Origin of the sequence: Mitsuaria sp. WAJ17 (assembly GCF_014174515.1) — a bacterium.
GTDB lineage: Bacteria > Pseudomonadota > Gammaproteobacteria > Burkholderiales > Burkholderiaceae_C > Roseateles_B.
Genome location: NZ_JACJUG010000002.1, coordinates 288,370 through 311,558 on the forward strand (window position 1 = coordinate 288,370; position 23,189 = coordinate 311,558).

Genomic DNA, 23,189 nt, shown 5'->3' on the forward strand with positions numbered 1-23,189 from the left:
GGGCGGTCAGGCCTTGAGGGCCCGGATGGGGAAGTCGGCGGGCAGCCGCAAGGGCAGCTTGCGGCCCGGCGGCGGGAGCAGCTCGGCCAGCGTGTGCTGGTCCAGCTCGCCCAGGAAGGCATCGAGAGCGTCCTTGAAGATCCGGGTCAGGCGGCAGCGTTGGGTCAGGCGGCAATCGCTGCCCTCGCCCAGGCATTCCACCAGCATGAAGTCGGGCTCCACGGCCCGCACCAGGGCGCCAAGGTTGATCCGCGAGGGCTCATGCGCCAGGCGCATGCCACCGCCCTTGCCGCGCACGGTGGTGATCCAGCCACCCAGGCCCAGCTGATGGGTGATCTTGGTGAGGTGGGCCTCCGAGATCCCATAGGCTTGCGCGATCTCGGCGGTGGTGCACAGGCGCTCCGGATGGCTGCCGAGGTAGATCAGCAGTCGCAGCGCGTAGTCGGTCATGGTGGTGAGGCGCATGGCGGCATTGTCTCCCTGATGGACTCAACCGGGCTGGCCATCTGCACGCGTGCGCAGCAGGAAGGGGGTATAGCGCCACAGGTAGAGCGCGAACGACAGGCTCCACAGCAGGGACGAGGCCAGCGCCGCGCCCATCAGCCATTGCGGCACCGCCAGTGGCAGGACCACGCGCACCAGGGCGGCGGCGAACATGCTGAGGTAGGCGATGGTCTCCACCGGTCCGGCCTGCAGGCGGCGCCCGGTGTGGCCCAGTGCCGTGCGGGTGATCATGCCCAGCGTGATCATGCCGATCACGCCCACCGTCAGCGCATGGGTGGCAGGGCCGCTGGGCAGTTGCCACAATAGGGCGGCGATACGCAGCAGCAAATGCACCGGCAGCCACAGATAGGCCGCATGCAGCACCCACACTAGCGGGTTGCGCCAAGTCTTCCAGGGCTGCCACAGCAGCAGGCGCCAGCTGTGGAACAGCAGGGCGAGGCACAGCACGGCGAAGCTCAGGCCGCCGCCCACACCCAGTGCATCCAGCACGAGCAGGGCGATCACGCTGCCCAGCGAGGCTTGCTCCACCCAGGGCTCGCGCCGGGCCTGCATGCCCGGCACGCCGTTGTTGGAGAACATGGGCACCACGCGGCCGGCCATCACCGCGATCATGAAGAGCACGATGTCCAGCCCCAGCGGCAGTCCCGCGGCACTGAGCCGGGGCAGCTCCAGCAGGCCCATGCTGCCCAGGTGCAGCAGCGCGCTGCCCAGCCCCATCATCAGCAGCAGGCCGACGAAGAAGTAGTTGCGCCGGTTGCCCGCCTTGTGCAGGGCCTGCCAAAGGCCCCAGGCTGCTGCCCAGGGCACGGCCACATTGAGCAGCAGAGACAGCCAGGCCCAGGGGCTCAGCACCGCCAGACGGGCCAGCACCCACAGCGCGGCGATGGCCTGCAGCGGCCTCCCGGTGGGCGTGGCCTGACCGGACCAGTTGCGCCCAGCCGTGAACAGGAAGCCGATCACCACCGCCAGTGCATAGCCGAACACCATCTCGTGCGCATGCCAGGCCGAGCCCTTGAGCAGCGCCGTCGGCAGCCAGCCGCTGAACTGCAGCGCCCACAGGGGCACCATCAGCAGGGCCTGCAGCGCTGCCAGCAGGTAGAAGGGCCGGAAGCCCAGGGCCCACAGGGCAAAGCCATCCCGCCGGGTCGGCGGTTCCTCAAGGCGCAACAGGACGGTGCTCATGATGTCAGTCTTTCCGGCGAAGCCGTCAGGGCGAGGCTTCAGCCCCCACAGCAGCCGCAGCAGCTCTTGCCGGCAGGCTTGCGGGAAATCCGCACACGCCACTGCTCGGGGCCGGACTCCAGGGCTTCCCACTCGAACTGGCCGGGCCACATCACCTGGAACTGGCGGTGCAGGGGCTCGGGGTTGTGGTCGTTGCTGAGCTCAAGCCAGCCGCCGACGGGCAGGGCCTCGAAGGCGCCAAAAATGGCCGGGTGGCGCTCCTGCGGGGGCAGGCTGGGAACGTGGATATGGGGTACGGCGGTGGTGTTCATCTTTAAACCTCTATCTTGGATGTAGGAATTGTGCCGAACGGCATGATTTAAAGCAATATCCAGAATGTTTCTTTTGACCTGAATCAAGTGACGCCCGCCCCTGGGGGCGGCGCCCGAGGACTCAGCCTTCAGTCCTCGGGCATGGACAAGCGCTTGACGGCCTGCACGAAGCGGCTCAGCGTGGGCGACAGCGAGCCGGCAGGCAAGCGGGCATCGATCAGCTGGAAGCGGCCGCGTTGCCTCACGGCCTGGTCCAGGGCCATGCGCAGTTCGCCCAAGGTGGTCGCGTGGTAGCCGGCGCCGCCCATGCCGGGGGCCATGGCGGCGAAGTCCCAGTCGCCGCGGCTGTGGTACTGGCCTTCGGGCTGGAAGGTGCGCAGCATCTCCCAGCTGCTGTTGTTGAAGACGACGACGATGGGGTCAACGCCCAGGGCCTGGGCATTGCCCAGCTCCCAGCCCGTCATCTGGAAGGCGCCGTCACCGACGAGGATCAGCGGCCGGCGGCCTGTGGCCACCTGCAGGCCCAGGCCGGCCGGAACGCCGTAGCCCATGCTGGCGTAGTAGCCCGGCGCGAGCAGGTCGCCCGGGGCCAGGTCCAGCGCGCTGAAGAGGCAGTCGCCCACGTCGCTGGCCACGGGCATGGCGCCGTGGCGCTGCTGGAACTCGTTGAGCACGGCGATGATGCCACCGGGGCTCAGCCTCGTCTCGGGGCTTGGCAGCGTGGGCGCGGGCCAGGAATGAGCCGGCGCCGCGGGGCGCAGCGGCCGGGTCAGCAGGCGCAGCAGCAGGGCCTCGACCAGGTCTTTGATAGGCACGTCGTGGTAGCTGTGATGGCCCATCTCCACCTGGCCCTGCCAAACCCGGATGCCGTGGCGGAAGTTGATGGGCCGGCGGGCCGCGGCGAAGTTGGTGTCGCTGAGGATGGCGCCCAGCAGCAGCAGGCCGTCCGAGCTCTCGACCTGCTCGGTCAGGGCCGCGTCCCCGGCCAGACCCAGGTAGGTGCCCAGCACGGGCACGCCGGCGTCATGCAGCAGGCCCCGGCCCATCAGGGTGGTGGCCACGGGGATGTCCAGGCGTCGAGCCAGTTCGGCCACCTGCTCTTCGATGCCGTAGCGACGGATCTCCACACCCACCAGCATCAGCGGATGGCGGGCCTGGCGCAGGCGGGCCAGCAGCTCGTCGGCACAGGCGGCCAGGCGCTCGGCGTCCACCGCGCGTGTCTGTGGCGCGGGTACGGGCTCGCAGGGGCGGGCAGGCATGTCGCGCGGGATCTCAAGGTAGACCGGCCCGGCTTCGCGCAGGGCCGAGTCCAGCACGCGGGCGATCAGGGCGGGCGCAGTGCGCGGGTCGTCAAGACGGGCTTGATCGACGGTGATCTCCTGGAAGATGCGCCACTGGCTGTCCAGGGACTTGACCTGGTGGTGCAGCATCAGCCCGCTGGCCGCCTCGTGCGCGGCCGGCGCACCTGACAGGATCACCAGGGGCACCCGCTCCGCAAAGGCGCTCGCCACGCCGTTGACGAGGTTGAGGGCGCCGGCGCCATAGGTCACGGCTGCCACGCCCAGGCCGCCGCGTGCTCGCGAGGCCGCATCGGCCGCGAAGGCCAGCGCGGGCTCGTGCGACAGCGGATGCAGGGGCAGGGTGCCGGCCTTCTGCATCTCCAGGAACAGGGGCAGGGCGAAGTCGCCGGGAATGCCGAAGACTTCGGTGGCGCCACGCGCCTGGAGAGCCTGCAGCAGGGCTTGGGTGAGATTCATGGCGGGCTCCGGTGGGTGGCGGGACAGGGAATCAAAGGGGGCGCCCGAAGGCGGTGGCAGGCAGCAAGGGACCGATGGCATCGAGGGTGTTCTTGAGCATCAGGCCGAATTCGGTGTCGCCTTCCATGACCAGGGCGCGGTCGAAGAAGAGGCGGTCGGCGTCTTCCTCGCCGTGCAGCAGGCGCCACAGGGCCGTCGTGCGTGCACGGATGCGCAGCAGCACCGGCGCCTCGCGCGGGGCGAGCATGAAGCCGGCATCGCCCAGCTGCAGGCGCAGGCGGATGCCGGGTTCCAGAAGCTCCAGTTCCATCACCTTGTGCGAGAGGCTCTGGCGCTGGCCGGCGTCCAGGCGCGGCAGCAGGAACTGGTCCAGCAGGCGCGCAGCGACGAAGGAGGGCGGCTCGACGGGCAGCCGTCGCACCACGCCACGGACGTGGCCCAGCAGCATCTGGTGCAGGCCGGCAGGGGCCGAGGGCTGGGCAGAGGAATTGCGCAAAGGGGCTTGCATGGGTGTCCTTTCAGGCCAGGGCCTGCATGCCAGGCTGCTGGTGGGCAAAGCCGTGGACCAGGCTTCCGGGCAGGTCCAGGGACTGCAGTTCGGCCAGGGCTTCCTCGCCGTCGGCCGCCTGCCGATAGACGGCATCGAAGAGCGCCAGCACGCGAGCGAAACTGCCGCTGCAGGGCGAGAGTCGAAGAGCCTGCACGCCCGCGGCCCGCACAGCCTCATGCGCCTGGATCAGGCACTGCAGACCGGCGGACTGCGTCTGGATGCCATTGAGCGCGAGGAAGGGCTGGCCCTCGCTGGTGCGCAGCAGCAGGCCGTCGGCGTCGTCGCGGCAGCGGAAATCGCACTGGTCCTTGCTGAGGCGGTGGTGGCGCGCGGTGAAGCAGCGGGCAGAGAAGGCCAGGGGCATGCGGCCGAACGCCAGCAGTTCCGTCGTGACGCGCAGCCCCTGCGCCTGCACCGGGTCCAGCGGCGGATTGCAGCGGGCGATGGCCGCGAGGGACATCTCGGCCGGTGGCACCCAGACGCTGGCGCCCAGGCTGGCCAGTTCCTCCAGCGCGGGGCGGTTGTAGACGTTGATGTGCGGCCCCAGCACCAGTTGGCTGCGGCGCTCCAGCACGGGCTGCTCGCGCGTGAGGCCGTGCCAGACCTGCAGGGCCGAGGCATCGCCCGCCTCGAAGTCCATGGGTTTGTCGGCAGCCAGTGCGGCCTCGGCCAGGCGGCGCAGGCCGCGCAGCTCGGCCTCGGACATCAGCAGAGGCATGCTGGCCAGGCGCACGCGCTTGCCAGCCTGCTGCAGCTCGCGTGCGATGGCCAGCCAGTCTTCCTGCGAGAACTCGTTGCGGCGCGAGCAGGTGACCTCGCCCAGCACGATGGCATCGGCCGGACTGTCCGCCAGCTCGGCGTAGAAGTGCATCAGCGTCTGGCGCGGCCACCAGTACTGCAGCGGGCCGACGGTGAGGGTGGGGGCTTGTAGGGCGGTCATCGGGCGGTACTCGCTGCGGCTCATCGCCAGGGTCGGTCAAAGGCGCCCAGGGTGCTCTGCTGGCCCTCGGCCCAATGCGAGAGTGCCTGCTGCCAGGCGGGCGTGATGGTGTAGCGCTCGCCCGAGGCTGCGCGGTCGATGGCCTCGCGCCAGACCTTGCTCACCTGGGCCACGTAGGCCGGGCTGCGTTGGCGCCCCTCGATCTTGATGGCGCGCACGCCGGACTCGATCAGCTGCGGCAGCAGGGCCAGAGTGTTGAGACTGGTGGGCTCTTCCAGCGCATAGTCGCGCTGACCCTGCACATCGAAACGGCCCTTGCACAGCGTGGGATAGCCGCGCGCCTCGTCGGGCGCGTAGTGATCGATCAGCACGCCGTTGAGCCGGGCCTCGACGCCGTCCCCGCGTTCCTGCCACTGCACGGCCGATGGCGGCGAGCAGACACCATGCGTGTTGGGCGACTGGCCCGTGGCATAGGAGGACAGCGCGCAACGTCCCTCGACCATCACGCAAAGGCTGCCGAAGCCGAAGACCTCGATCTCTACCTCGGTATGGCGGATCACGTGCTGCACCTGCTGCAGGGTCAGCACGCGGGGCAGCACGGCACGCTGGATGCCGTAGCGCTCGCGATAGAAGTTGATGGCCTCGTAGCTCGTGGCCGAGGCCTGAACTGAGAGATGCAGGCGAAGCTGCGGATGGGTCTTGGCAGCATAGGCCAGCACGGCGCTGTCGGCGACGATCAGCGCATCTGCGCCCAGCCTGGCGGCGCTATCCACCGCAGCGAACCAGGGCGCGAGGTCCTGCGACTGGCCGTAGGTGTTGAGCGCCATCAACACTTTTCGACCGCGCTGGTGCGCATAGGTCATGCCGCTGCGCACCTGCTCCAGATCGAAGTTGAGGCCGCCGAAGTTGCGGGCGTTGGTGGCGTCCTTGAGGCCCAGGTAGACGGCGTCGGCGCCCGCATCTACCGCCATTTGCAGGGCGCGCAGGCTGCCGGCCGGACACACCAGTTCGGGCTTGTTCAGGCTCATGGATAAAAGGGCCAGGCCCCGCAGATTTTAAAGTTGCAAAATATATGCACCTTAGTCGCGCAGGGTTTTGCGCCCGCGCAAATGCGGGTGGCCCCGCGACCTGGGGGAATCGCTGAGCCTGCGGATGGCCCGGGCGTTGATGCCGCTCAAACTCGAACCATGAGCGGCGCCGCAAAGTGTGGCTTGTGCACGATTCAGTGGCACGACTCCGAGGAGACCCGCATGGGATCGATCGACTACGCATCGACTGCGGCGCCAACACCCGAGGGCGCCCTGGAAAGGACGCATCGCAGGCGCGTCGCCGCGATGGCGCAAGCGCTTATTGCCGAGCGGGTGGCAGCACCGCTGCGCGAAGTGCTGATAGAAGCTGGCCAATGGCGCCGGGTGCCTGCCGGCCAGCCCCTGTTCGAGCAGGGTGAACACTGCGAGACCATGTGGCTGCTGCTGGAAGGCAGCGTCTGCCTGGGCCATCACGACAGCCAGGGCGAATGGCGCCAGTTCCGCCTGGCCGAGGCGGGCGAATGGATGGGCTGTGCGGCCTGCTGGCTTCGCGAGTCCCACAATCTGCGCGCCGTGGCCGCGGTGGACGTGCTGGCCGTGGGCATGAGTCGCGCTCAGATCGACGCCTGGGCTGCCGAGGATCCGGCCGCCTGGCGCGCGGCCATGGAGTCCGTGGTCGATGCCCTGGCCGAGCTTCAGCTGCAGCAGACCCGCCAGGCCGTGCGTCGAGAGAGTCTGGATGCGCTGGGCCGGGTGTCCGAGTGGCTGCTGGACATGTGGCGCCGCCAGGGCAGCACGGTACGCTTCATCCAGCGCAAGAAGTATGTGGCCTCGCAGCTGGCGATCACGCCTGAGACTTTCTCGCGCTGCCTGCGCCAACTGGAGGAGGAACAGTGCATCAGCGGTGCGGGCTACGAGCTTCAAATCCTGGCCCCGGACCTGCTGCGCCAGAAGGCCAGGCCACGCTGCGAAGACAAGGCCGTACGCGCCACCACCTGAACCCCCGGTCCCTGGTGGAGAGGGGCAGGGGGGGCGAGGCTTTCCTGCTGAACCATTCCCCCCTGCCCGCCACGCTGCGGCTGGAGGACGCGCCCTGCTGGAGCGTTGCGCAGGCTGCGCTGCTGCGCGAGGAGCTGCGGGCCGATGCGGACTGGGCGGAGCTGGTGGACCAGCTCAATGCGGCCCTGCGCTGAGGGGCGCGCCGACGTGGCATCCGCTACGGCGGCGCGCTAGCGTCGGTGGGTTTTGCCTGGAAAAAGGCAAACTGCATCAAGGATTCCTTCGTTGCGCATCCCTAGACTGGCCGCTTCGTCATCAAGCAGAGGCAGGGAGTCTCGCGATGGAGTTCATTCGCCGCCGTCAATGTCTTCTTTTGGGGCCGGCCCTCTGGCTGGCCGGTCAGGCCCATGCCGAGGTTCGGGATCTGCCCGATGCCATCAACAAGGCCGGCCGCCTGCGCATGCTGAGCCAGCGCTGCGCCAAGGCCTATATGGCCCTGGGCCAGAAGGTACGCGCGGAGCAGGCCGAGAAAGTCCTGTCCGATTCCATGGCCCTGTTCGACCGCCACCTGGTGGAGTTGCGGGCCTTCGCGCACAGCCCCGCCGTGGCCAAGGTCTACGAGCAGATGGACGGCAGCTGGAGCGCCTACAAGCTGCTGCTGGTCGGTGAGCGGCCGCATCCCAAGGGTGCCGAGGCGGTGATGGCCGCTGCGACCCAGGTGCTGGCCCAGGCCCAGCAGGGCACGGGGCTGCTGGAACAGGCCTCGGGCAAGGCGGTGGGGCGCCTCGTCAACCTGGCGGGGCGGCAGCGCATGCTCAGCCAGCGCATGGCCTCGGCCTACCTCGGTGCCGCGTGGGGCGTGCAGAGCGAGGGGCTGGTCAAGCAGCTGAATCAGGCGCGCGAGGAGTTCACGCAGGCACAGGCCAACCTCAAGGCCGCGCCCGAGACCACGGCGGCCTTGCGCTCGGAGCTGGAAATGGTGGACCAGCAGTACGTCTTTTTCGATGCCGCGCTGCGCGCGCTCCGCCCTGGCAATACCGACACCCGCTCCCTCAGCGAGGTGTTCACCACCAGCGAGCGCATTCTGCAGCTCATGGATGACGTGACGCAGCAGTACGCCCGTCAATCCTGAGGCTGCCCGGCCGGGGGGGGCATGTCCTGGCCCCTGCATGGGATGCCAGCGCATGCTAGGCTGCCACCCCATGAGCAAGCCCACACTGATCTACTTCGACGCCCCGGTCAGCCGCGGCGAGGAATGCCGCCTGGCCCTGCACCTTGCAGGGGTGGACTTCGAGGACCGGCGCATCCCCTCCGCTGATTGGCCGGCCCTCAAGGCTTCGACGCCTTTTGGCTCTATGCCTCTCCTGGAGATCCCCGGCCGTGCACCCCTGGCCCAGACCAATGCCATCCTGGTGCTGGTCGGCCGCCGCCACGGTCTGCATCCCCAGGATGACTTCGAGGCTGCGCGCCATGAGGCCATGATGGCCCACGTGGAGGACCTGCGAGCCGCCGTGGGTCCCACCATCCGCATGGAGGCCGAGGAGAAGCGCCGCGTGCGCGAAAGTCTGGTGGCCGGCTTCCTGCCCCAATGGGCCGAGGCGGCCGAGCGCAACATCCTGGCCCAGCCCTTCTTCGGGGGCGAGCAGCTGAACGTGGTGGACCTGAAGCTGCACATGGCCGTGCGCTGGTTCCTGGGCGGCAAGGTCGACCACATCCCGGCCGACATCTTCGCGGCGTACCCGCGCCTGATGGGCGTGCACGATGCTGTGCGGGACCATGCCGGCGTGAAGGCCTGGTACGCCAGGGCCTGAGGACACAGCGCGCCCGGCGCATCATGGGCCGGGATGCGAGGGGCTTGACCTTCCCATCAGGGTAAGCCTCACAGTGCGGCTGCCGCGTCTCCCGCGGCTGCCCACTTACACTTCGAGCATGAGCACTATCTGGCGGATCGCACTGGCATGGATGCTGGCCCTATCCTTGCCCCTGCAGGGGCATGCCGCCCAGCGCCTGCTCGCCAGCGCGGCTTCGCCCGCGGCCGCGTCCGCGGAGGTCCTTGGCCCCTTGGCGGCCCCGCAGGGTCGAGAGGCGCCCATTCCCGGCTCGCATGAGGGCCTGACGGACCCGCATGCCCGCCATTGCGACAAGGCCTCCGCTGCGGCGGGCGCCGAGGCCGCCAAGCCCGGTTCCACCGGCAGCTGCAGCGCCTGCGCTTCCTGCTGCCATGCGGCTGCGCTACCACCCACGGTTCCCCAGCTGCCCCTGATGCCCCCGGCCATGCCCGAGGCGCCCGAGATCCACCTGACCCTGGCCTTTGTGTGGCTGGATGGGCTGGAGCGGCCGCCCAGGCCCGCTCAGCGCTGAAGCGCGCGCTGCCGTCCTGCGCTGCGAGCGACTGCGGCCCTGCACCGGTTCCGCTGCGCCGGCACCTTCAATGCCCTGCCTTTGCAGCGAATGGGGCGGGCAGGCGTCAACACCTGACCCCCAGCTCATCGAATCCAGCCCCTGCCTGCATCCGCCGGCGGTGGCCGGCTTCCCGGGCGATTCCAGCCAATGCCCATGGCTTCCACTTCAATGACCGAGGTGCCCATGCACCACAAGACCCTCAGAACGCACCTGCGGCGCCTGCTGCCCGCACTGGCCCCACTGCTGCTGGGCGCCTGCGCCAGCCTAGGCCCGGACGGCGGCATGGCCGCCCTGCAGTCCACCGCGAAGCAGCAGCTCCAGGCCGATGTGCAGGCGGCGCGCACGCCGCAAGACCAGAGCCTCATCGCCGCCCGCGTCGCCGAGTTGCTGCAGCAGCCGCTCAGCGCGGACACGGCGGTGCAGCTCGCCCTGCTCAACAACCGCGGCCTGCAGGCCGGCTTCCAGTCCTTGGGGCTGGTCGAGGCAGAGCTGGTGCAGGCCAGCCGGCTGCCCAACCCAGGCTTGCGTCTGGGCCGACTGAAGCAGGGCGATGAACGCGAGATCGAGCGCACCCTGGGCTTCGATCTCGGTGCCCTGATCAGCCTGCCCCTGCGTCGCAAGCAGGAGCAGCAACGCCTGGTCGCCACGCAGCGCGACGTGGCGCTGCAGATGCTGGCGCTGGCCGCCGACACCCGCAAGGCCTTCTACCTGGCCGTGGCCGCTCAGCAGACCGCGGCCTACCGCCACGACGCCCGCGAAGCCGCGCAGGCCGCCGCCGAGCTGGCGCGCCGCATGCAGCAGGCTGGCAACTGGAGCGCCCTGGACCAGGCTCGGGAGCAGGGCTTCCTGGCCGAGGCCCGGCTCGGTGCCCTGCAGGCGGACCTGGCACAGGCCCGCGCCCGCGAGCGCCTGGCTCGCCTCCTGGGCCTGCCGGATGCAGAGACCTTCAAGCTGCCGGAGCGGCTGCCTGATCTGCCGACGCAGGTGGAGGCCCGTCCCAGCATCGAGCAGCAGGCCCTTCAGGGCCGCCTGGACCTGCAGGCGGCCCGGGCACGGCTGGAGGCCAGCGCCCGCGGCCTCGGCTTGAGCCGCGTGACCCGCTTCGTGGATGCGCTGGAACTGGACCTCAAGCACAACAGCGCCAGCGAGGCTCCTCGCCAGACCGGCTTCGAGATCGGCTTCGAGATCCCGCTCTTCGACTGGGGCGAGGCGCGCGTGGCCCGGGCCGAGGCCCAGTACCTGCAGGACGCCCACCTTGCCGCGCAGGCCGTCATCGAGGCCCGCTCCGAGCTGCGCGAGGCCTACGAAGGCTATCGCAACGCGCATGAGGTCGCCCGCCACTACCGCGACGAACTGCTGCCCCTGGCCCGGCGCGTTTCTCAGGAGCAACTGCTGCGCTACAACGGCATGTTCATCGGGGTCTTCGAGCTCCTGGCCGATGCGCGCACGCAGATCGGCACGGTCAGCGCCTCCATCGAGGCCCTGCGCGATTTCTGGATCGCCCGAGCGGACCTGGACCTGGCCCTGGTCGGCCGGCCCGCGCTCGCCCCTGCGACGACGCCGGCGGCTCCGAACGTCACCCGCAGCGCCGCGCACTGAAAGGACAGCCCATGTTTTCCCGACGCAATTTCTTCCGAGGCGCCGGTGCGCTGACGGCGGCCGTGTCCGCCACCTCGGTCAGCCGTGTGGCCCTGGCTGCACTGCCCGAGGCCCATCAGCAGGCCAGTCCCGACACCCAGCTGCCCCTCGCGCCCAGCGCCGGACGCCCCTATCACCCGGTGGTGACGCTCAATGGCTGGACCTTGCCCTTTCGCATGAACAAGGGGGTCAAGGAGTTCCATCTCGTGGCCGAGCCCGTGCTGCGCGAGCTTGCGCCCGGCATGAAGGCCCGGCTGTGGGGCTACAACGGCCAGTCGCCCGGGCCCACCATCGAGGTGGTGGAGGGTGACCGCGTGCGCATCTTCGTCACCAACCGCCTGCCCGAGCACACCAGCGTGCACTGGCACGGCCAGCGTCTGCCCAATGGCATGGACGGCGTCTCCGGCCTCACGCAGAAGGCCATCCAGCCCGGGCAGACCTATGTCTACGAGTTCGTGGCGCGCCGCCCCGGCAGCTTCATGTACCACCCGCATGCCGACGAGATGACGCAGATGGCCATGGGCATGATGGGCCTGTGGATCACCCATCCCAAGGGCCGCCACCCGCTGATCGACGAGGTGGACCGCGACTTCTGCTTCCTGCTCAACGCCTTCGACATCGATCCCGGCTCCGCCACGCCGCGCATCATGACCATGCTGGACTTCAACCTCTGGTGCTGGAACAGCCGCGTCTTCCCAGGCATCGACACGCTCAATGTGCGCAGGAACGACAAGGTCCGCATCCGCGTGGGCAACCTCACCATGACCAACCATCCCATCCATGTGCACGGCCACGAGTTCACCGTGACCGGCACCGATGGCGGCCCCGTGCCCAAGACCGCGCGCTGGCCCGAGGTGACCACCGACGTGGCGGTGGGCCAGATGCGCCAGATCGAGTTCGTCGCGGACGAGGAGGGCGACTGGGCCTTGCACTGCCACAAGAGCCACCACACCATGAACGCCATGGGCCACCAGGTGCCCACCATGATCGGCGTGCCGCAGCAGGACCTGGCCGAGAAGATCGAGAAGCTCGTGCCCGACTACATGGCCATGGGCGAGCGCGGCATGGCCGAGATGGGCAGCATGCAAATGCCCCTGCCGGACAATACCCTGCCCATGATGACGGGCGACGGCCCCTTCGGCGGCGTTGAAATGGGCGGCATGTTCTCCATCCTCAAAGTGCGCAGGGACCAGAAGCCCGGCGACTACAGCGATCCGGGCTGGTACCAGCATCCGCCCGGCACCGTGGCGCGCCAATGGAGTGGCGACCTCACGGAAGCGGTGCGCTCCAACTCGGCTGGCGGGCAGGCCATGCCTCGCAAGGCGCCGTCGGAAGCCGAGCTGCGTGCGCGCAAGCCGGGCTCCCATGGCGGGCATGGCGAGCACTGATGCATGGCAACGCAGAGGCACCACGATGAAGGCGATGAAGTTGGCAAGACCTGACCCCGACCGCCGCCAGACCCTGCGGCAGGGCCTCGCCCTGTGCCTGGGCAGCTTGATGATGCCGGGCCTGGCCCTTGCCGCGGCTGCCCGTGTGCAGGTCTGGAAGGGCCCGGCCTGCGCTTGCTGCACGGACTGGATCCGGCATCTGCAGGCCCAGGGCTTCCAGGTCGATGTGACGGACGGCGGCAACACCCAGGCGCGCAAGCGGCTGGGCATCCCCCTGGCCCTGGGCTCCTGCCATACGGCCCTGGTGGGCGGCTATGCCCTGGAGGGCCATGTGCCCGCCCGGGAGATCCGGCGCCTGCTGCAGGAGCGCCCGCAGGCCCTGGGCCTGGCCGTGCCTGGCATGCCCATCGGCTCGCCAGGCATGGACGGGCCGGACTACGGCTACCGCCAAGACCCCTACGAGGTGCTGCTGCTGTTGAAGGATGGCAGCACCCGTGTCTACCAAAGCTATCGATGAGGGACGTAAGCATGAACACGCTCAAGCACATCGCACTCGCCGCACTGGTCGCCATCGGATGGCAGGCCGCACCGTCGGCCTTGGCCCAGGGCAGCACGGCCTCTGCGCCGGCCGCGGACCTGACCGAAGGTGAGATTCGCAAGGTCGACAAGGAGGCCCGCAAGCTGACCATCAAGCACGGCGAGATCCGCAACCTGGACATGGCCCCGATGACCATGATGTTCCAGGTGAAGGACCTCGCCATGCTGGACCAGGTCAAGGCCGGCGACCGGGTGCGTTTCAAGGCCGAGCGCAAGGGCGCCAGCCTGGTGGTGACGGAACTGCAGCCCCAGCCTCGTTGAGGTTCATGGAGATCCTCGTCCCTGACCGTCACTGAGCTGAAGCCAGCCACAGCATCCGCTGCGGTCTATGCTGGCTGGCATGCACCTCGCCAAGCCCTTCGCCGCTGGATGGGCAGGTTCCTGTCACTGGCCCTGCTGTTCATGCAGCGGGCCACGGTGGCCTCTGCCTGCCCGCAGCTGGCGCGGCCTCGGCCGCCGTCGCGCTGGTGGCGGTGATCCTGGCCGGCCAGCCGCCCATCGTCTTCGGCAGTGGCTCGGGCATCGAGCTGATGAGCCGCATTGCCGTGCTAATGCTGGGCGGCAGGGGCAGCGCGCCGCTGCTGTCGCTGTTCCTGATCCCGGCGGCCTTTCTGCTGCGGTGGGGCAGGGCTTGAGCGGACGCAAGCTCCGCGGCGATGCCTGCTGTGTTCGTTATGCATGAGTGTATATTGCGCTCGGTCGAATCCACCGCCTCCGCAAGGACTGTGCACCGTGATGCTCCTTCCGCTCCATCTCCTCCAAAAGGCCGCGCTTGGCGGCGCCATGCTCTGCGCACTGCCGGCCCTGGCGGCTGATCTCACTGTCTCCGCGGCGGCCAGCCTTGGCAATGCCTTCAAGGAGATCGCGCCGGCCTTTGAGGCCCGCCACCCCGGCACGCGCTTGCGGCTGAACTTCGGGGCCTCGGACGCCCTGCTGGCACAGATCGCCAAGGGGGCGCCGGTGGACGTCTTCGCCTCCGCAGATCAGGAGACCATGGACCGCGCCGAGGCGCAGAAGGCCTTGCTGGCGGGCACGCGGCACGACTTCGTGGCCAACAGCCTGGTGCTGGTTGTGCCCGCTGCCGGCATGTCGCCGGTCAAGGCGCTGCCGGACCTGCAGCTCCCGGCCGTGCAGCGCGTGGCCCTGGGCAAGCCCGAGGGGGTGCCGGCGGGGCGCTATGCCAAGGGCGCGCTGGAAGCCGCTAAGCTGTGGCCGGCCGTAGCGCACAAGGCCGTGTACGCCAGCAACGTGCGGCAGGCCCTGGACTACGTGGCGCGTGCCGAGGTGGATGCCGGCTTCGTCTATGCCACCGACGCAGCCGTGCAGCAGGAGAAGGTCCGCGTCATCGCCGTGGTGCCCACTGAGACGCCCATCCGCTATCCCGTGGCAGCCGTGGCCGGCGGCGCCAACGCCGAGGCAGCGCGCCAGTTCATCGACTACCTGCGCTCGCCGGCCGGCCAGGCGGTGCTGGCCCGCCACGGCTTCCAGAAGCCCTGAGGCGCCAGGGGGCGCTGGGCTTCAGATCATGCTGTCCCAGGGCGCGGACAGCCGCACGGCGCTGTGGATGATGCCAACCATGGAATAGGTCTGCGGGAAGTTGCCCCACAGCTCGCCGGTGGCCGGGGCCATGTCCTCGCTGAGCAGGCCCAGCTTGTTGCGACGGGACAGCATGGCCTCGAAGTTCTCCCGGGCCTGCTCCCGCCGACCGGTGCGCGCCAGCGCATCAATGTGCCAGAACGTGCAGATGTTGAAGGCGGTCTGGGGAAGGCCGAAATCGTCTCGGCCCTCGTAGCGGCGCATGAAGTAGCCGTCGCACAGCGTGGTCTCCAGGGCGCGGACGGTGCTGATGAAGCGCGGATCCTGCGGGTTCAGGAAGCCCACTTCGCCCATCAGCAGCACGCTGGCATCCAGGTCCGAGCCCTCGAAGCTTTCGACGAAAGCCTGGCGCTTCTCGTTCCAGGAGCGGGCCAGGATCTTGGCCTTGATGGCATCAGCCCGCATGCGCCAGAGGGCGGCGCGCTCTGCGCGTGAGAGCCGTTGGGCCACGTGGGCCAGGCGGTCGCAGGCAGCCCAGCACATGAGGGCCGAGGAAGTGTGGATGCGGGCCCGCGTGCGCAGCTCCCAGATGCCGGCATCGGGCTGCTCGTGCAGCAGCCAGGCCTGCTCGCCCATGGACTCCAGGGCCTCGAAGTCCTTGGCATCCGCCTGCCTGAACAGTCGCAGGTCGTGGAAGGCCTGCGCCGCGCCGAGCACCACGCTGCCGTAGACATCGTGCTGGAAGTGTTCGCAGGCCTGGTTGCCGATGCGCACAGGACCCATGCCCCGATAGCCGCAAACGCCCTCCACCACGGACTCCGGCAGGTCGGCTTCCAGGCCCAGGCCGTAGAGCGGCTGCACGTGGTTGTCGCGCGCACCGCGAATCACGTTGTAGAGCCAGTTCAGGTAGCCCTCCATGGTGCCCACCTCGGAGAGACTGTTGAGCGCGCGCACGACGAAGAAGGCATCTCGGATCCAGCAGTAGCGGTAGTCCCAGTTGCGGCCGCTGTTGGGGGCCTCGGGAATGCTGGTGGTCATGGCGGCGACGATGGCGCCTGTTTCCTCGAACTGGCACAGCTTCAGGGTGATGGCCGCGCGTATCACCGCTTCCTGCCATTGCAGGGGCAGGGCCAGGCGGTGGGTCCAGTGGCGCCAGTACAGGGAGGTCTGCTCCTCGAAGCTGCGGGCCGTCTCCTCGATGCCTGCGTCCAGGGTCTCGTCCGGCCCCAGCAGCAGGCTCACCGGCTTGTGCAGCGCGAACCAGCTCTGGTCGATCAGGTAGGTCAGGGGCACATTGGTGTTCAGGCGAAGAACCTGCTCGGGCAGGACGTAGCGCAGGTGGTGGCTGCCGCGGGTGAGGGCGGGCGCCATGCGGCCCCAGTCGCCGCGAGGCGTCACGCGCAGGCGAATGCGTGGATGGCCGGCCAGCGGGCGCACGCGCCGCACCAGTTGGGCCGGCCGGAAGGGGCGATCGCGGGTGATGAAGCGCGGCGCGAAGTCGATCACCTCGATGCCCTGGCCCTGTTCGTCCCAGAGCTCGGTGCGCACGATGGCCGTGCCCGGCTCATAACCCTGCGCGGTGCGTGCCAGCTGCTCGATCTCCACGCTGAAGACACCCTCCGCGCCGATGCCGTCCGCCGAATGCATCAATGCATCGAAGACGGGCGTGCTGTCGAAACGAGGCATGCAGCACCAGACGATGTTGGCCTTCGCATCGACCAGGGCGCTGATCTGGCAGTTGCCGATGAGTGCCAGGTCCAGAGACGCTGGCGAGGTGTGCAGCGATTGGCTTTCCTGCATGCGGAGACCTCTTGTTGCTGATCGAAACCCATGAAGCGCGCGTCGTTGCCGCAATATTGGTACAAGAACGCTCGCATGGCACCGGGCCCGGCTTCGGAATCCGCGCCATGCCGGGATCCAGGGATGAAGACACTCAGACTCCAACTGCGCTTTCTGCTTCCTCTGGCGCTTGCGCTGGTGGGTGCGGCCTATATCGCACTGCCACTGCTGGATCAGGTTACCTTGCGCTGGTTCTCCAGGGACCTCAATAGCCGCGGTGCGCTGATGGTCAATGCCATGTCGGACGCGGTGGCGCAAGCCATGCTGGATCCGCGCGGCGAAAGGCTGGCCAGCCTGTTGGACCGCGCTGTGCAGGACGAACGGCTCTTCGCCATTGCTGCCTGCGATGCCAGTGGCGTGCTGCTGCATGCTACGCGCGCTTTCCCGGATGGGCTCATCTGTGCCCGTGTCCTGTCCATTGCAAACCGTCAGGATCCGCGTCTCAAGCTGGCGGGCGGTCCGGTGCATGTGGGTGTCCACAACATCACGAGCCTGTTGCAGGATGTGCCTGCGGAGCCCTGGATCGGCGCGGCCAGCGCGCCGATCACCTTCGATGCTCCCTCCTCGGCACCGGCGGCCGGAGGCGCCGTGGCCTCCGGCCTGGGCTCTGAGCTCGTCGGGCGCCTGGTGCTGCTGCATGACATGAGCTTCATCGAAAAGCGCAGCCAGGACACCCGGCGCTACCTCGTCGGCTTCATCGCCAGTCTGGGTTTTGTGATTGCCCTCATCACCGTGAGCGTCGCGCAGCTGAGCTGGCGCGGCTGGGTCAAGGGGGCGCGGGCCATCATGCGGGGCGAGGGCCTGGTCAGCCCGCTGCTGCCGCCGCCGGAGCTGGCGCCCTTCATGGACGAGCTTCGCAACAGCCTGCGCGATCTGGAAGACGAGTACCGCCGCATGCAGGGCGCGCCACTGGAATGGACCGGCGAGCGCCTGCGCAACCTGCTGCAGACCCAGCTGCGGGGGGACCAGGTCATCGTGGTGTCCAACCGTGAGCCCTACATCCATGAGCAGGGCCCCGAGGGTGTGGTCGTGCGGCGCCCGGCCAGTGGCCTGGTGACGGCGGTGGAGCCTGTGATGCGGGCCTGCTCGGGTACCTGGATCGCGCATGGCAGCGGCAGTGCGGACCGCGAGGCCGTGGATCGTCATGACCGCGTCGGCGTGCCGCCGGGCGTGGAAGACTACCAGCTACGCCGCATCTGGCTGAGCCCCGAGGAGGAGCAGGGCTACTACTACGGCTTCGCTAACGAAGGGCTGTGGCCGCTGTGCCACGTAGCCCATGTGCGACCGGTTTTCCGGGAGTCGGACTGGGCGGCCTACCAGCAGGTCAACCAGCGCTTCGCCGATGCCGTCGTGGCGGAGGCCCGCAGCGAGGATCCCGTGGTCCTGGTGCAGGACTACCACTTCGCCCTGCTGCCCGCCATGATCCGTGCCCAGCTGCCGCAGGCCACGGTGCTGACGTTCTGGCACATCCCCTGGCCCAACCCGGAGTCCTTCGGCATTTGCCCCTGGCACAAGGAGATCCTGCAGGGCCTGCTGGGCAGCACCATCCTGGGTTTCCATACCCGCTTCCACTGCCGCAACTTCATGGAGACCGTGGACCGATCCCTGGAGGCCCGCATCGAGGCAGAGTACGCCACCATCCGTTTCCAGGACAAGGAGACCCTGGTGGAGAGCTACCCCATCTCCATCGAATGGCCCGAGCCCGCCACGGTGGCCTCCTGGCCCAGCGTGGCCGACTGCCGCCAGCAGGTGGTGGACCGCCTCGGTCTGCCGCAGGATCTGTGCCTGGCGGTGGGCGTGGACCGCTTCGACTACACCAAAGGCATCCTGGAGCGGCTCAATGCCGTCGAGCGCCTGCTGGAGAAGGCGCCGGCCTGGATTGGCCGCTTCGTTTTCGTGCAGGTGGCCGCGCCCACGCGCTCCTCGCTGGACGAATACCGCAGCTTCCAGGACCACGTGCAACGGGTCGCCGAGCGCATCAACAGGCGCTTTGGCCAGCCCGGCTACCGGCCGGTGCACCTGCTGGCCCAGCACCACGGTCCGGACGCCGTCAACGAGCTGTTCCGCGCGGCCGACATCTGCGTGGTGACCAGTCTGCACGACGGCATGAACCTGGTCTGCAAAGAGTTCGTGGCCGCCCGCGACGACCAGCAGGGCGTTCTGGTGCTGAGCCGTTTTGCCGGTGCGGCGCGCGAAATGACGGAGGCCCTGATCGTCAACCCGTACCACGTCGAGGAGACGGCCGATGCCCTGCTGCAGGCCGCCACCATGCCGCCTGCCGAGCAGCGCGAGCGCATGGCGAGCCTTCGCAGCACGGTGCGCGAGTTCAACGTCTTCCGGTGGGCGGCGCGCATGCTGGCCGATGCCGGCCGCTGGCGCCTGCGGGCGCGAGTGGAGGCGCGGGTGCGACGCCTGGGATCGGGGTGAGGGCGGTGCGGGCATGAAGCTGCACATCTTCAGCCCGCAGGGTGAGCTGGCGCTGGCCGCCACCATGGCCTCCCGCCCGCTGCTGGCTTTTGATTTCGACGGCACGCTGGCCCCTATCGTCGCAATGCCGGACAGGGCCCGCATGCCGTCCGGCGTTGTCAGCCGACTGCGCCTGCTCGCGCAGCGCCTGCCCGTGGCCATCGTGACGGGCCGCGAGGTGGCCGATGTGCGCAAGCGCCTGGACTTCACGCCGACCTACATCGTCGGCAGCCATGGCGCTGAGAGCGAGCTGCTCGAGCCCTCGCCCATGTGGGTGAATGCCATGGAGTCGGCTCGCGAGTGGCTGCAGCCCTTCCGTGCCGAGCTGCAGGCCCTGGGCGTGCATGTCGAGGACAAGCGCAGTTCCATTGCCCTGCACTACCGCATGGCGCGGGACCGCGAGCTCGCGCGGCAGCGGCTGGAGGAAATCCTGAAGACGGCAGGCCCGGCCTTGCACGTCTTCGGCGGCAAGCTGGTCTTCAATATCGTCGCCGCCCGGGCTCCGGACAAGGCCGACGCCGTTCATGCCGTGGTGGCCCGAGAGGGCGCGGGATCGGCCGTCTTCATTGGTGACGACGTCAATGACGAACCTGTCTTCCGGCGCGCACCCGCGCACTGGCTGACCATCAAGGTGGGGCGCACCAGCTGGCACTCCAGGGCTCGCTTCTACCTGGACAGTCCGAGGGAGATGGCCTTGCTGCTGGATCGGATGCTCGGGGCTTCCTGCGAGCCAGGTGCCGGGAGCCTCTGACAGGGCCGCGCGGTTCCCCTTGCCCCAAGGCAGATGCCCCCTGGTCCCGGCTTCACCCTCGCCGTGCCAATGCCCGCCCGGCCGAGATGCTCAAGCAGCGGATGGGAAGAATAGCGGGGCAAGGGCGTGTCCGATGAGCGGCCTGCGCTCGCTCAGGCCGTCGGGCGAAAGCTCACCTGGGGCAAGGCGGTGGGCAGCAAGGAGCGCAGGGCCAGGCGCTGGTCGGCCACCCGTCGGGAGTCCTGCGGTCGCCAGCAAGGCGTGTGGCGCGCCTCCTGCAGCACCCAGTGCCGCACATCGCGTTCATGCAACTGACCCGCCAGGCGCTGCAGCTCTGGCGTGTCCAGCCAGTCTGGATGCCAGGTGGTGCGGCATTCATAGCTCAGGGCCTGCGCGCGCTGCGCAGCCAGCACCAGGTCCAGGGAGTCCCGTGCGTCCTGCCAGGCCGTGCGTGACCCTGTGATGCGTTCGTAGCTGCCAGCTTCGTCAAGGGCGGCCTTGATGTCCAGCCCTACCCAGTCCAGCAGCGGCAGCACGGTGCGCAGGCGTTCAGGGTAGATGCCTGCGGTATGAAGCCCGATGGCGAAGCCCAGTGAGCGGATGTGACGCATGGCCTCGGGCAGGGCGGCGTCCAGCAGGGGCTCACCACCGCTGAAGACCACGCCGTCCAGCAAGCCGCGCCGGGCGGGCAGCCAGGCCAGGACTTCGTGCCAGTCGAGGGCAGCTTGCTGACGCGGCTGCAGGCCGGGGTTGTGACAGTAGCCGCAGCGCCAGGGGCAGCCCTGGACGAAGAAGACGGCGCACAGCCGCCCTGGCCAGTCCACTGAGCTGAAGCGGCTCAGGCCGCCCAGGGTCAGGTCTTGCATGCGATTTCAGTCCAGTGCGGCACGCGCTTCCTGGAAGTGCTGGCGCTCGCTGAATTCACCCTGCTTGCCGACGTTGAAGGCGCTGACGGGCCGGTGATAGCCCATCACGCGGGTCCAGACCTCGCAGCGCTGGCGTTCGGCATCCGGAAGCATGGGCGAGGTGGTGGGCGAAGTGGGGAGCAGAGAGTCGCAGGCTTGCATGGAGAGTCTCCTTGGCGGGTTGATGAATGGGGCAAGGGCGCCGGGATCAGGCGCAGCAGACCGCACGGGCCTCGCTTCGCTTGCGCGCCAGCAAGGCCTCGTCGCAGCGGGGACAGAACTCATGGTGGCCGCTGAGGTAGCCGTGGGTCGGGCAGATGGAGAAGGTCGGCGTGACCGTGATGTAGGGCAGGCGGAATCGCGACAGCGAGCGCCGCACCAACTCGCGGCAGGCCTCGCTGCTGGACAGAGCTTCGTTCATGTAGAGATGCAGCACCGTGCCGCCGGTGTACTTGCGCTGCAGCTCGTCCTGGCGCTCGAGCGCCTCGAAGGGGTCGTCGGTGAAGCCCACCGGCAGCTGCGAGCTGTTGGTGTAGTAGGGCTGCTCCGGGCTCCCGGCCTGCAGAATGCTGGGGAAGCGCCTGCGGTCTTCCTTGGCGAATCGGTAGGTCGTGCCTTCGGCCGGCGTGGCCTCAAGGTTGTAGAGGTGGCCGGTTTGCTCCTGGAACTCGACCATGCGCGATCGCACGTGGTCCAGCAGGCGCAAGGCCAGGGCATGGCCGGCGGGCGTGGTGATGTCCTCGCGGTCGGCACTGAAGTTGCGGACCATCTCGTTGATGCCATTGACCCCCAGCGTGGAGAAATGGTTGCGCAGTGTGCCCAGGTAGCGGCGCGTGTAGGGGAACAGGCCTTCGTCCATCAGGCGCTGGATCACCTTGCGCTTGATCTCGAGGCTGTCACGCCCGAGCTCCAGCAGGCGGTCCAGTGCCGCCAGCAGGCCGGCCTCGTCACCGGCATGCTGGTGGCCCAGCCGGGCGCAGTTGATGGTGACGACGCCCAGCGATCCGGTCTGCTCCGCCGAACCGAAAAGACCGTTGCCCCGCTTGAGAAGCTCGCGCAGGTCCAGCTGCAGACGGCAGCACATGGAGCGCACCATATTCGGCTGCAGCTCCGAGTTCAGGAAATTCTGGAAATAGGGCAGGCCGTAGCGGGCCGTCATCTCGAACAGGGCCTGGGCATTGGGGCTGTCCCAGTCGAAGTCGGGCGTGATGTTGTAGGTGGGAATAGGGAAGGTGAAGGCTCGGCCCTTGGCATCGCCGGCCATCATGACTTCGATGTAGGCGCGGTTGATCAGGTCCATCTCGGCCTGCAGCTCGCCGTAGCAGAAGGGCATTTCCTGTCCGCCGATCATGGGCACCTGCTCGCGCAGGTCCTGCGGGCAGACCCAGTCGAAGGTCAGGTTGGTGAAGGGCGTCTGCGTGCCCCAGCGCGAGGGTACGTTGAGGTTGTAGATCAGCTCCTGCAGGGCCTGGCGGACCTCTGCATGGCCCAGCCCGTCCTTGCGCACGTAGGGCGCCAGATAGGTGTCGAAGCTGGAGAAGGCCTGGGCGCCGGCCCACTCGTTCTGCAGGGTGCCCAGGAAGTTGACGATCTGGCCGATTGCGCTGCTGAGGTGCTGGGGCGGCCCTGACTCGACCTTGCCCGGGACTCCGTTGAGCCCCTCGTTGAGCAGGGTGCGAAGCGACCAGCCGGCGCAGTAGCCGCTGAGCATGTCCAGGTCATGGATGTGCAGGTCTGCCTCGCGATGGGCCTGGCCGATCTCGGGCGGGTAGACCTGGTCCAGCCAATAGTTGGCCACGACCTTGCCGGAGACGTTGAGGATCAGGCCGCCCAGGCTCCATCCCTGATTGGCATTGGCCTTGATGCGCCAGTCCTGCTGGCCAAGGTACTCGTCCATGGTGGCCTGCACATCGACCAGCGTCTGCCTGGTCTTGCGCAGGCTGCGGTGCTGTTCCCTGTAGACGGCATAGGCGCGCAGGGTGCGACGCAGTCCGGCTGCGAACAGGGCCGCCTCTACCGCGTCCTGGATCTGTTCCACGCCAGGCTCGGCGGGAAGCGCGGGCAGCACCGCTTCTTCAACCAGCCGGCAGGCCTTCGCGCCATCCAGTTCGCCCGTGGCGGCGCCAGCGCGGCTGAGCGCCCCGACGATCTTCCCGGCATCAAAGCGTACCTGCTGCCCGTCGCGCTTGCGAACGTAGCGCAGGGCGCCCGCCGCACGGGCGAGCTCCTGTGAATGAGTCAAGGTCATGCTCTCGCTGTCTGGCAGCTGGCAGCACGCGCCCGCACTGCCGCTGGATGGGGGGCAGGCGCCACGGATGTCTTCCTCCTTGTGGCGTGTCTGCTGTGATGCACTACATATAGTGCCACCAATGCAATTGACGACTAGATGTAGTGC

The 23,189-nt window shown here is 68.6% G+C and carries 22 protein-coding genes and 2 pseudogenes; 13 read left to right on the forward strand and 11 right to left on the reverse strand.

All coding sequences use genetic code 11. From position 1 onward, the window contains the following. Positions 1 to 6: 6 nt before the first annotated feature. The 7 genes from H5407_RS02895 to H5407_RS02925 all read right to left on the reverse strand — a co-directional run bounded on the left by H5407_RS02895 (position 7) and on the right by H5407_RS02925 (position 6,272). Positions 7 to 465 (reverse strand): Rrf2 family transcriptional regulator, encoded by a 459-nt coding sequence (locus H5407_RS02895; RefSeq protein ID WP_183102901.1) that lies wholly within the window; start codon positions 463 to 465, stop codon positions 7 to 9. Between the two features lie 24 nt (positions 466 to 489). Then, positions 490 to 1,686: an NnrS family protein gene (locus H5407_RS02900; RefSeq protein ID WP_183102902.1), complete on the reverse strand. Its 1,197-nt coding sequence runs from the start codon at positions 1,684 to 1,686 to the stop codon at positions 490 to 492. 38 nt (positions 1,687 to 1,724) lie between these two features. After that, positions 1,725 to 1,997, reverse strand: a complete 273-nt coding sequence (locus H5407_RS02905; RefSeq protein ID WP_183102903.1) for a DUF2249 domain-containing protein — start codon at positions 1,995 to 1,997, stop codon at positions 1,725 to 1,727. Positions 1,998 to 2,125: 128 nt separating this feature from the next. Then, positions 2,126 to 3,754 carry an indolepyruvate/phenylpyruvate decarboxylase gene (ipdC, locus tag H5407_RS02910; protein ID WP_183102904.1) on the reverse strand — a complete coding sequence of 543 codons (1,629 nt, stop codon included), beginning with the start codon at positions 3,752 to 3,754 and terminating at the stop codon, positions 2,126 to 2,128. 31 nt (positions 3,755 to 3,785) lie between these two features. Continuing rightward, positions 3,786 to 4,262: an SCP2 domain-containing protein gene (locus tag H5407_RS02915; protein ID WP_183102905.1), complete on the reverse strand. Its 477-nt coding sequence runs from the start codon at positions 4,260 to 4,262 to the stop codon at positions 3,786 to 3,788. Positions 4,263 to 4,272: 10 nt separating this feature from the next. Then, positions 4,273 to 5,244 carry a U32 family peptidase gene (locus H5407_RS02920; RefSeq protein WP_183102906.1) on the reverse strand — a complete coding sequence of 324 codons (972 nt, stop codon included), beginning with the start codon at positions 5,242 to 5,244 and terminating at the stop codon, positions 4,273 to 4,275. Between the two features lie 20 nt (positions 5,245 to 5,264). Then, complete coding sequence (locus H5407_RS02925; RefSeq protein WP_183102907.1) at positions 5,265 to 6,272, reverse strand: peptidase U32 family protein; 1,008 nt, start codon at positions 6,270 to 6,272, stop codon at positions 5,265 to 5,267. A gap of 222 nt (positions 6,273 to 6,494) precedes the next feature. Here H5407_RS02925 and H5407_RS02930 point away from each other — a divergent pair, with 222 nt between their 5' ends. The 11 genes and pseudogenes from H5407_RS02930 to modA all read left to right on the forward strand — a co-directional run bounded on the left by H5407_RS02930 (position 6,495) and on the right by modA (position 14,794). Further along, positions 6,495 to 7,271 carry a Crp/Fnr family transcriptional regulator gene (locus H5407_RS02930; RefSeq protein ID WP_183102908.1) on the forward strand — a complete coding sequence of 259 codons (777 nt, stop codon included), beginning with the start codon at positions 6,495 to 6,497 and terminating at the stop codon, positions 7,269 to 7,271. Positions 7,272 to 7,312: 41 nt separating this feature from the next. After that, positions 7,313 to 7,465: pseudogene (locus H5407_RS02935) on the forward strand (DUF2789 family protein); the annotation flags it as partial. A 146-nt stretch (positions 7,466 to 7,611) separates the two neighbouring features. Then, complete coding sequence (locus H5407_RS02940) at positions 7,612 to 8,403, forward strand: type IV pili methyl-accepting chemotaxis transducer N-terminal domain-containing protein (RefSeq protein ID WP_220800430.1); 792 nt, start codon at positions 7,612 to 7,614, stop codon at positions 8,401 to 8,403. Positions 8,404 to 8,473: 70 nt separating this feature from the next. Then, positions 8,474 to 9,082 (forward strand): glutathione S-transferase family protein, encoded by a 609-nt coding sequence (locus H5407_RS02945; RefSeq protein WP_183102909.1) that lies wholly within the window; start codon positions 8,474 to 8,476, stop codon positions 9,080 to 9,082. 118 nt (positions 9,083 to 9,200) lie between these two features. After that, a complete protein-coding gene (locus H5407_RS02950) occupies positions 9,201 to 9,632 on the forward strand; it encodes a hypothetical protein (protein WP_183102910.1) in 432 nt (143 codons plus the stop codon). 195 nt (positions 9,633 to 9,827) lie between these two features. Next, the gene (locus H5407_RS02955; RefSeq protein ID WP_255501027.1) at positions 9,828 to 11,273 is read left to right on the forward strand and encodes a TolC family protein; all 1,446 of its coding nucleotides are present in this window, start codon (positions 9,828 to 9,830) and stop codon (positions 11,271 to 11,273) included. Between the two features lie 11 nt (positions 11,274 to 11,284). After that, entirely contained in the window at positions 11,285 to 12,700 is a 1,416-nt protein-coding gene (locus tag H5407_RS02960) for a multicopper oxidase family protein (RefSeq protein WP_183102911.1), read from the forward strand. Between the two features lie 34 nt (positions 12,701 to 12,734). Further along, entirely contained in the window at positions 12,735 to 13,217 is a 483-nt protein-coding gene (locus H5407_RS02965) for a DUF411 domain-containing protein (protein ID WP_183102912.1), read from the forward strand. An 11-nt stretch (positions 13,218 to 13,228) separates the two neighbouring features. Further along, entirely contained in the window at positions 13,229 to 13,558 is a 330-nt protein-coding gene (locus H5407_RS02970; protein ID WP_183102913.1) for a copper-binding protein, read from the forward strand. Between the two features lie 206 nt (positions 13,559 to 13,764). Continuing rightward, a pseudogene (locus H5407_RS02975) lies at positions 13,765 to 13,932 on the forward strand (hypothetical protein); the annotation flags it as partial. A gap of 148 nt (positions 13,933 to 14,080) precedes the next feature. Beyond that, positions 14,081 to 14,794 (forward strand): molybdate ABC transporter substrate-binding protein, encoded by a 714-nt coding sequence (modA, locus tag H5407_RS02980; protein WP_255501028.1) that lies wholly within the window; start codon positions 14,081 to 14,083, stop codon positions 14,792 to 14,794. 21 nt (positions 14,795 to 14,815) lie between these two features. On the opposite strand, the gene H5407_RS02985 is transcribed toward modA, so the two are convergent. Continuing rightward, on the reverse strand, positions 14,816 to 16,633 hold the full coding sequence (locus H5407_RS02985; RefSeq protein ID WP_183102915.1) for a glycoside hydrolase family 15 protein: 1,818 nt from the start codon (positions 16,631 to 16,633) through the stop codon (positions 14,816 to 14,818). A gap of 123 nt (positions 16,634 to 16,756) precedes the next feature. Between H5407_RS02985 and H5407_RS02990 the strand changes: the two genes are divergently transcribed. Together H5407_RS02990 and otsB are read left to right on the forward strand one after the other, a co-directional pair. Continuing rightward, complete coding sequence (locus H5407_RS02990) at positions 16,757 to 19,099, forward strand: trehalose-6-phosphate synthase (protein ID WP_183102916.1); 2,343 nt, start codon at positions 16,757 to 16,759, stop codon at positions 19,097 to 19,099. 13 nt (positions 19,100 to 19,112) lie between these two features. After that, a complete protein-coding gene (otsB, locus tag H5407_RS02995) occupies positions 19,113 to 19,889 on the forward strand; it encodes a trehalose-phosphatase (protein ID WP_183102917.1) in 777 nt (258 codons plus the stop codon). A gap of 152 nt (positions 19,890 to 20,041) precedes the next feature. On the opposite strand, the gene H5407_RS03000 is transcribed toward otsB, so the two are convergent. From H5407_RS03000 to H5407_RS03010, 3 genes are all read right to left on the reverse strand, one after another. Beyond that, positions 20,042 to 20,755, reverse strand: coding sequence for an anaerobic ribonucleoside-triphosphate reductase activating protein (locus H5407_RS03000; protein ID WP_183102918.1), 714 nt, complete (start codon positions 20,753 to 20,755; stop codon positions 20,042 to 20,044). A gap of 6 nt (positions 20,756 to 20,761) precedes the next feature. After that, positions 20,762 to 20,908 carry an anaerobic ribonucleoside-triphosphate reductase gene (gene nrdD / locus H5407_RS03005; RefSeq protein WP_404935580.1) on the reverse strand — a complete coding sequence of 49 codons (147 nt, stop codon included), beginning with the start codon at positions 20,906 to 20,908 and terminating at the stop codon, positions 20,762 to 20,764. A gap of 94 nt (positions 20,909 to 21,002) precedes the next feature. Further along, on the reverse strand, positions 21,003 to 23,036 hold the full coding sequence (locus H5407_RS03010; protein WP_255501029.1) for a ribonucleoside triphosphate reductase: 2,034 nt from the start codon (positions 23,034 to 23,036) through the stop codon (positions 21,003 to 21,005). Positions 23,037 to 23,189 lie beyond the last annotated feature (153 nt).

What these genes read in the sequence shown, in the direction of transcription:
- H5407_RS02895 (WP_183102901.1), bottom strand. Translation starts at nt 465, where the DNA reads ATGCGCCTCACCACCATGACCGACTACGCGCTGCGACTGCTGATCTAC.
- H5407_RS02900 (WP_183102902.1), bottom strand. Translation starts at nt 1,686, where the DNA reads ATGAGCACCGTCCTGTTGCGCCTTGAGGAACCGCCGACCCGGCGGGAT.
- H5407_RS02905 (WP_183102903.1), bottom strand. Translation starts at nt 1,997, where the DNA reads ATGAACACCACCGCCGTACCCCATATCCACGTTCCCAGCCTGCCCCCG.
- ipdC (WP_183102904.1), bottom strand. Translation starts at nt 3,754, where the DNA reads ATGAATCTCACCCAAGCCCTGCTGCAGGCTCTCCAGGCGCGTGGCGCC.
- H5407_RS02915 (WP_183102905.1), bottom strand. Translation starts at nt 4,262, where the DNA reads ATGCAAGCCCCTTTGCGCAATTCCTCTGCCCAGCCCTCGGCCCCTGCC.
- H5407_RS02920 (WP_183102906.1), bottom strand. Translation starts at nt 5,244, where the DNA reads ATGACCGCCCTACAAGCCCCCACCCTCACCGTCGGCCCGCTGCAGTAC.
- H5407_RS02925 (WP_183102907.1), bottom strand. Translation starts at nt 6,272, where the DNA reads ATGAGCCTGAACAAGCCCGAACTGGTGTGTCCGGCCGGCAGCCTGCGC.
- H5407_RS02930 (WP_183102908.1), top strand. Translation starts at nt 6,495, where the DNA reads ATGGGATCGATCGACTACGCATCGACTGCGGCGCCAACACCCGAGGGC.
- H5407_RS02940 (WP_220800430.1), top strand. Translation starts at nt 7,612, where the DNA reads ATGGAGTTCATTCGCCGCCGTCAATGTCTTCTTTTGGGGCCGGCCCTC.
- H5407_RS02945 (WP_183102909.1), top strand. Translation starts at nt 8,474, where the DNA reads ATGAGCAAGCCCACACTGATCTACTTCGACGCCCCGGTCAGCCGCGGC.
- H5407_RS02950 (WP_183102910.1), top strand. Translation starts at nt 9,201, where the DNA reads ATGAGCACTATCTGGCGGATCGCACTGGCATGGATGCTGGCCCTATCC.
- H5407_RS02955 (WP_255501027.1), top strand. Translation starts at nt 9,828, where the DNA reads ATGGCTTCCACTTCAATGACCGAGGTGCCCATGCACCACAAGACCCTC.
- H5407_RS02960 (WP_183102911.1), top strand. Translation starts at nt 11,285, where the DNA reads ATGTTTTCCCGACGCAATTTCTTCCGAGGCGCCGGTGCGCTGACGGCG.
- H5407_RS02965 (WP_183102912.1), top strand. Translation starts at nt 12,735, where the DNA reads ATGAAGTTGGCAAGACCTGACCCCGACCGCCGCCAGACCCTGCGGCAG.
- H5407_RS02970 (WP_183102913.1), top strand. Translation starts at nt 13,229, where the DNA reads ATGAACACGCTCAAGCACATCGCACTCGCCGCACTGGTCGCCATCGGA.
- modA (WP_255501028.1), top strand. Translation starts at nt 14,081, where the DNA reads ATGCTCTGCGCACTGCCGGCCCTGGCGGCTGATCTCACTGTCTCCGCG.
- H5407_RS02985 (WP_183102915.1), bottom strand. Translation starts at nt 16,633, where the DNA reads ATGCAGGAAAGCCAATCGCTGCACACCTCGCCAGCGTCTCTGGACCTG.
- H5407_RS02990 (WP_183102916.1), top strand. Translation starts at nt 16,757, where the DNA reads ATGAAGACACTCAGACTCCAACTGCGCTTTCTGCTTCCTCTGGCGCTT.
- otsB (WP_183102917.1), top strand. Translation starts at nt 19,113, where the DNA reads ATGAAGCTGCACATCTTCAGCCCGCAGGGTGAGCTGGCGCTGGCCGCC.
- H5407_RS03000 (WP_183102918.1), bottom strand. Translation starts at nt 20,755, where the DNA reads ATGCAAGACCTGACCCTGGGCGGCCTGAGCCGCTTCAGCTCAGTGGAC.
- nrdD (WP_404935580.1), bottom strand. Translation starts at nt 20,908, where the DNA reads ATGCTTCCGGATGCCGAACGCCAGCGCTGCGAGGTCTGGACCCGCGTG.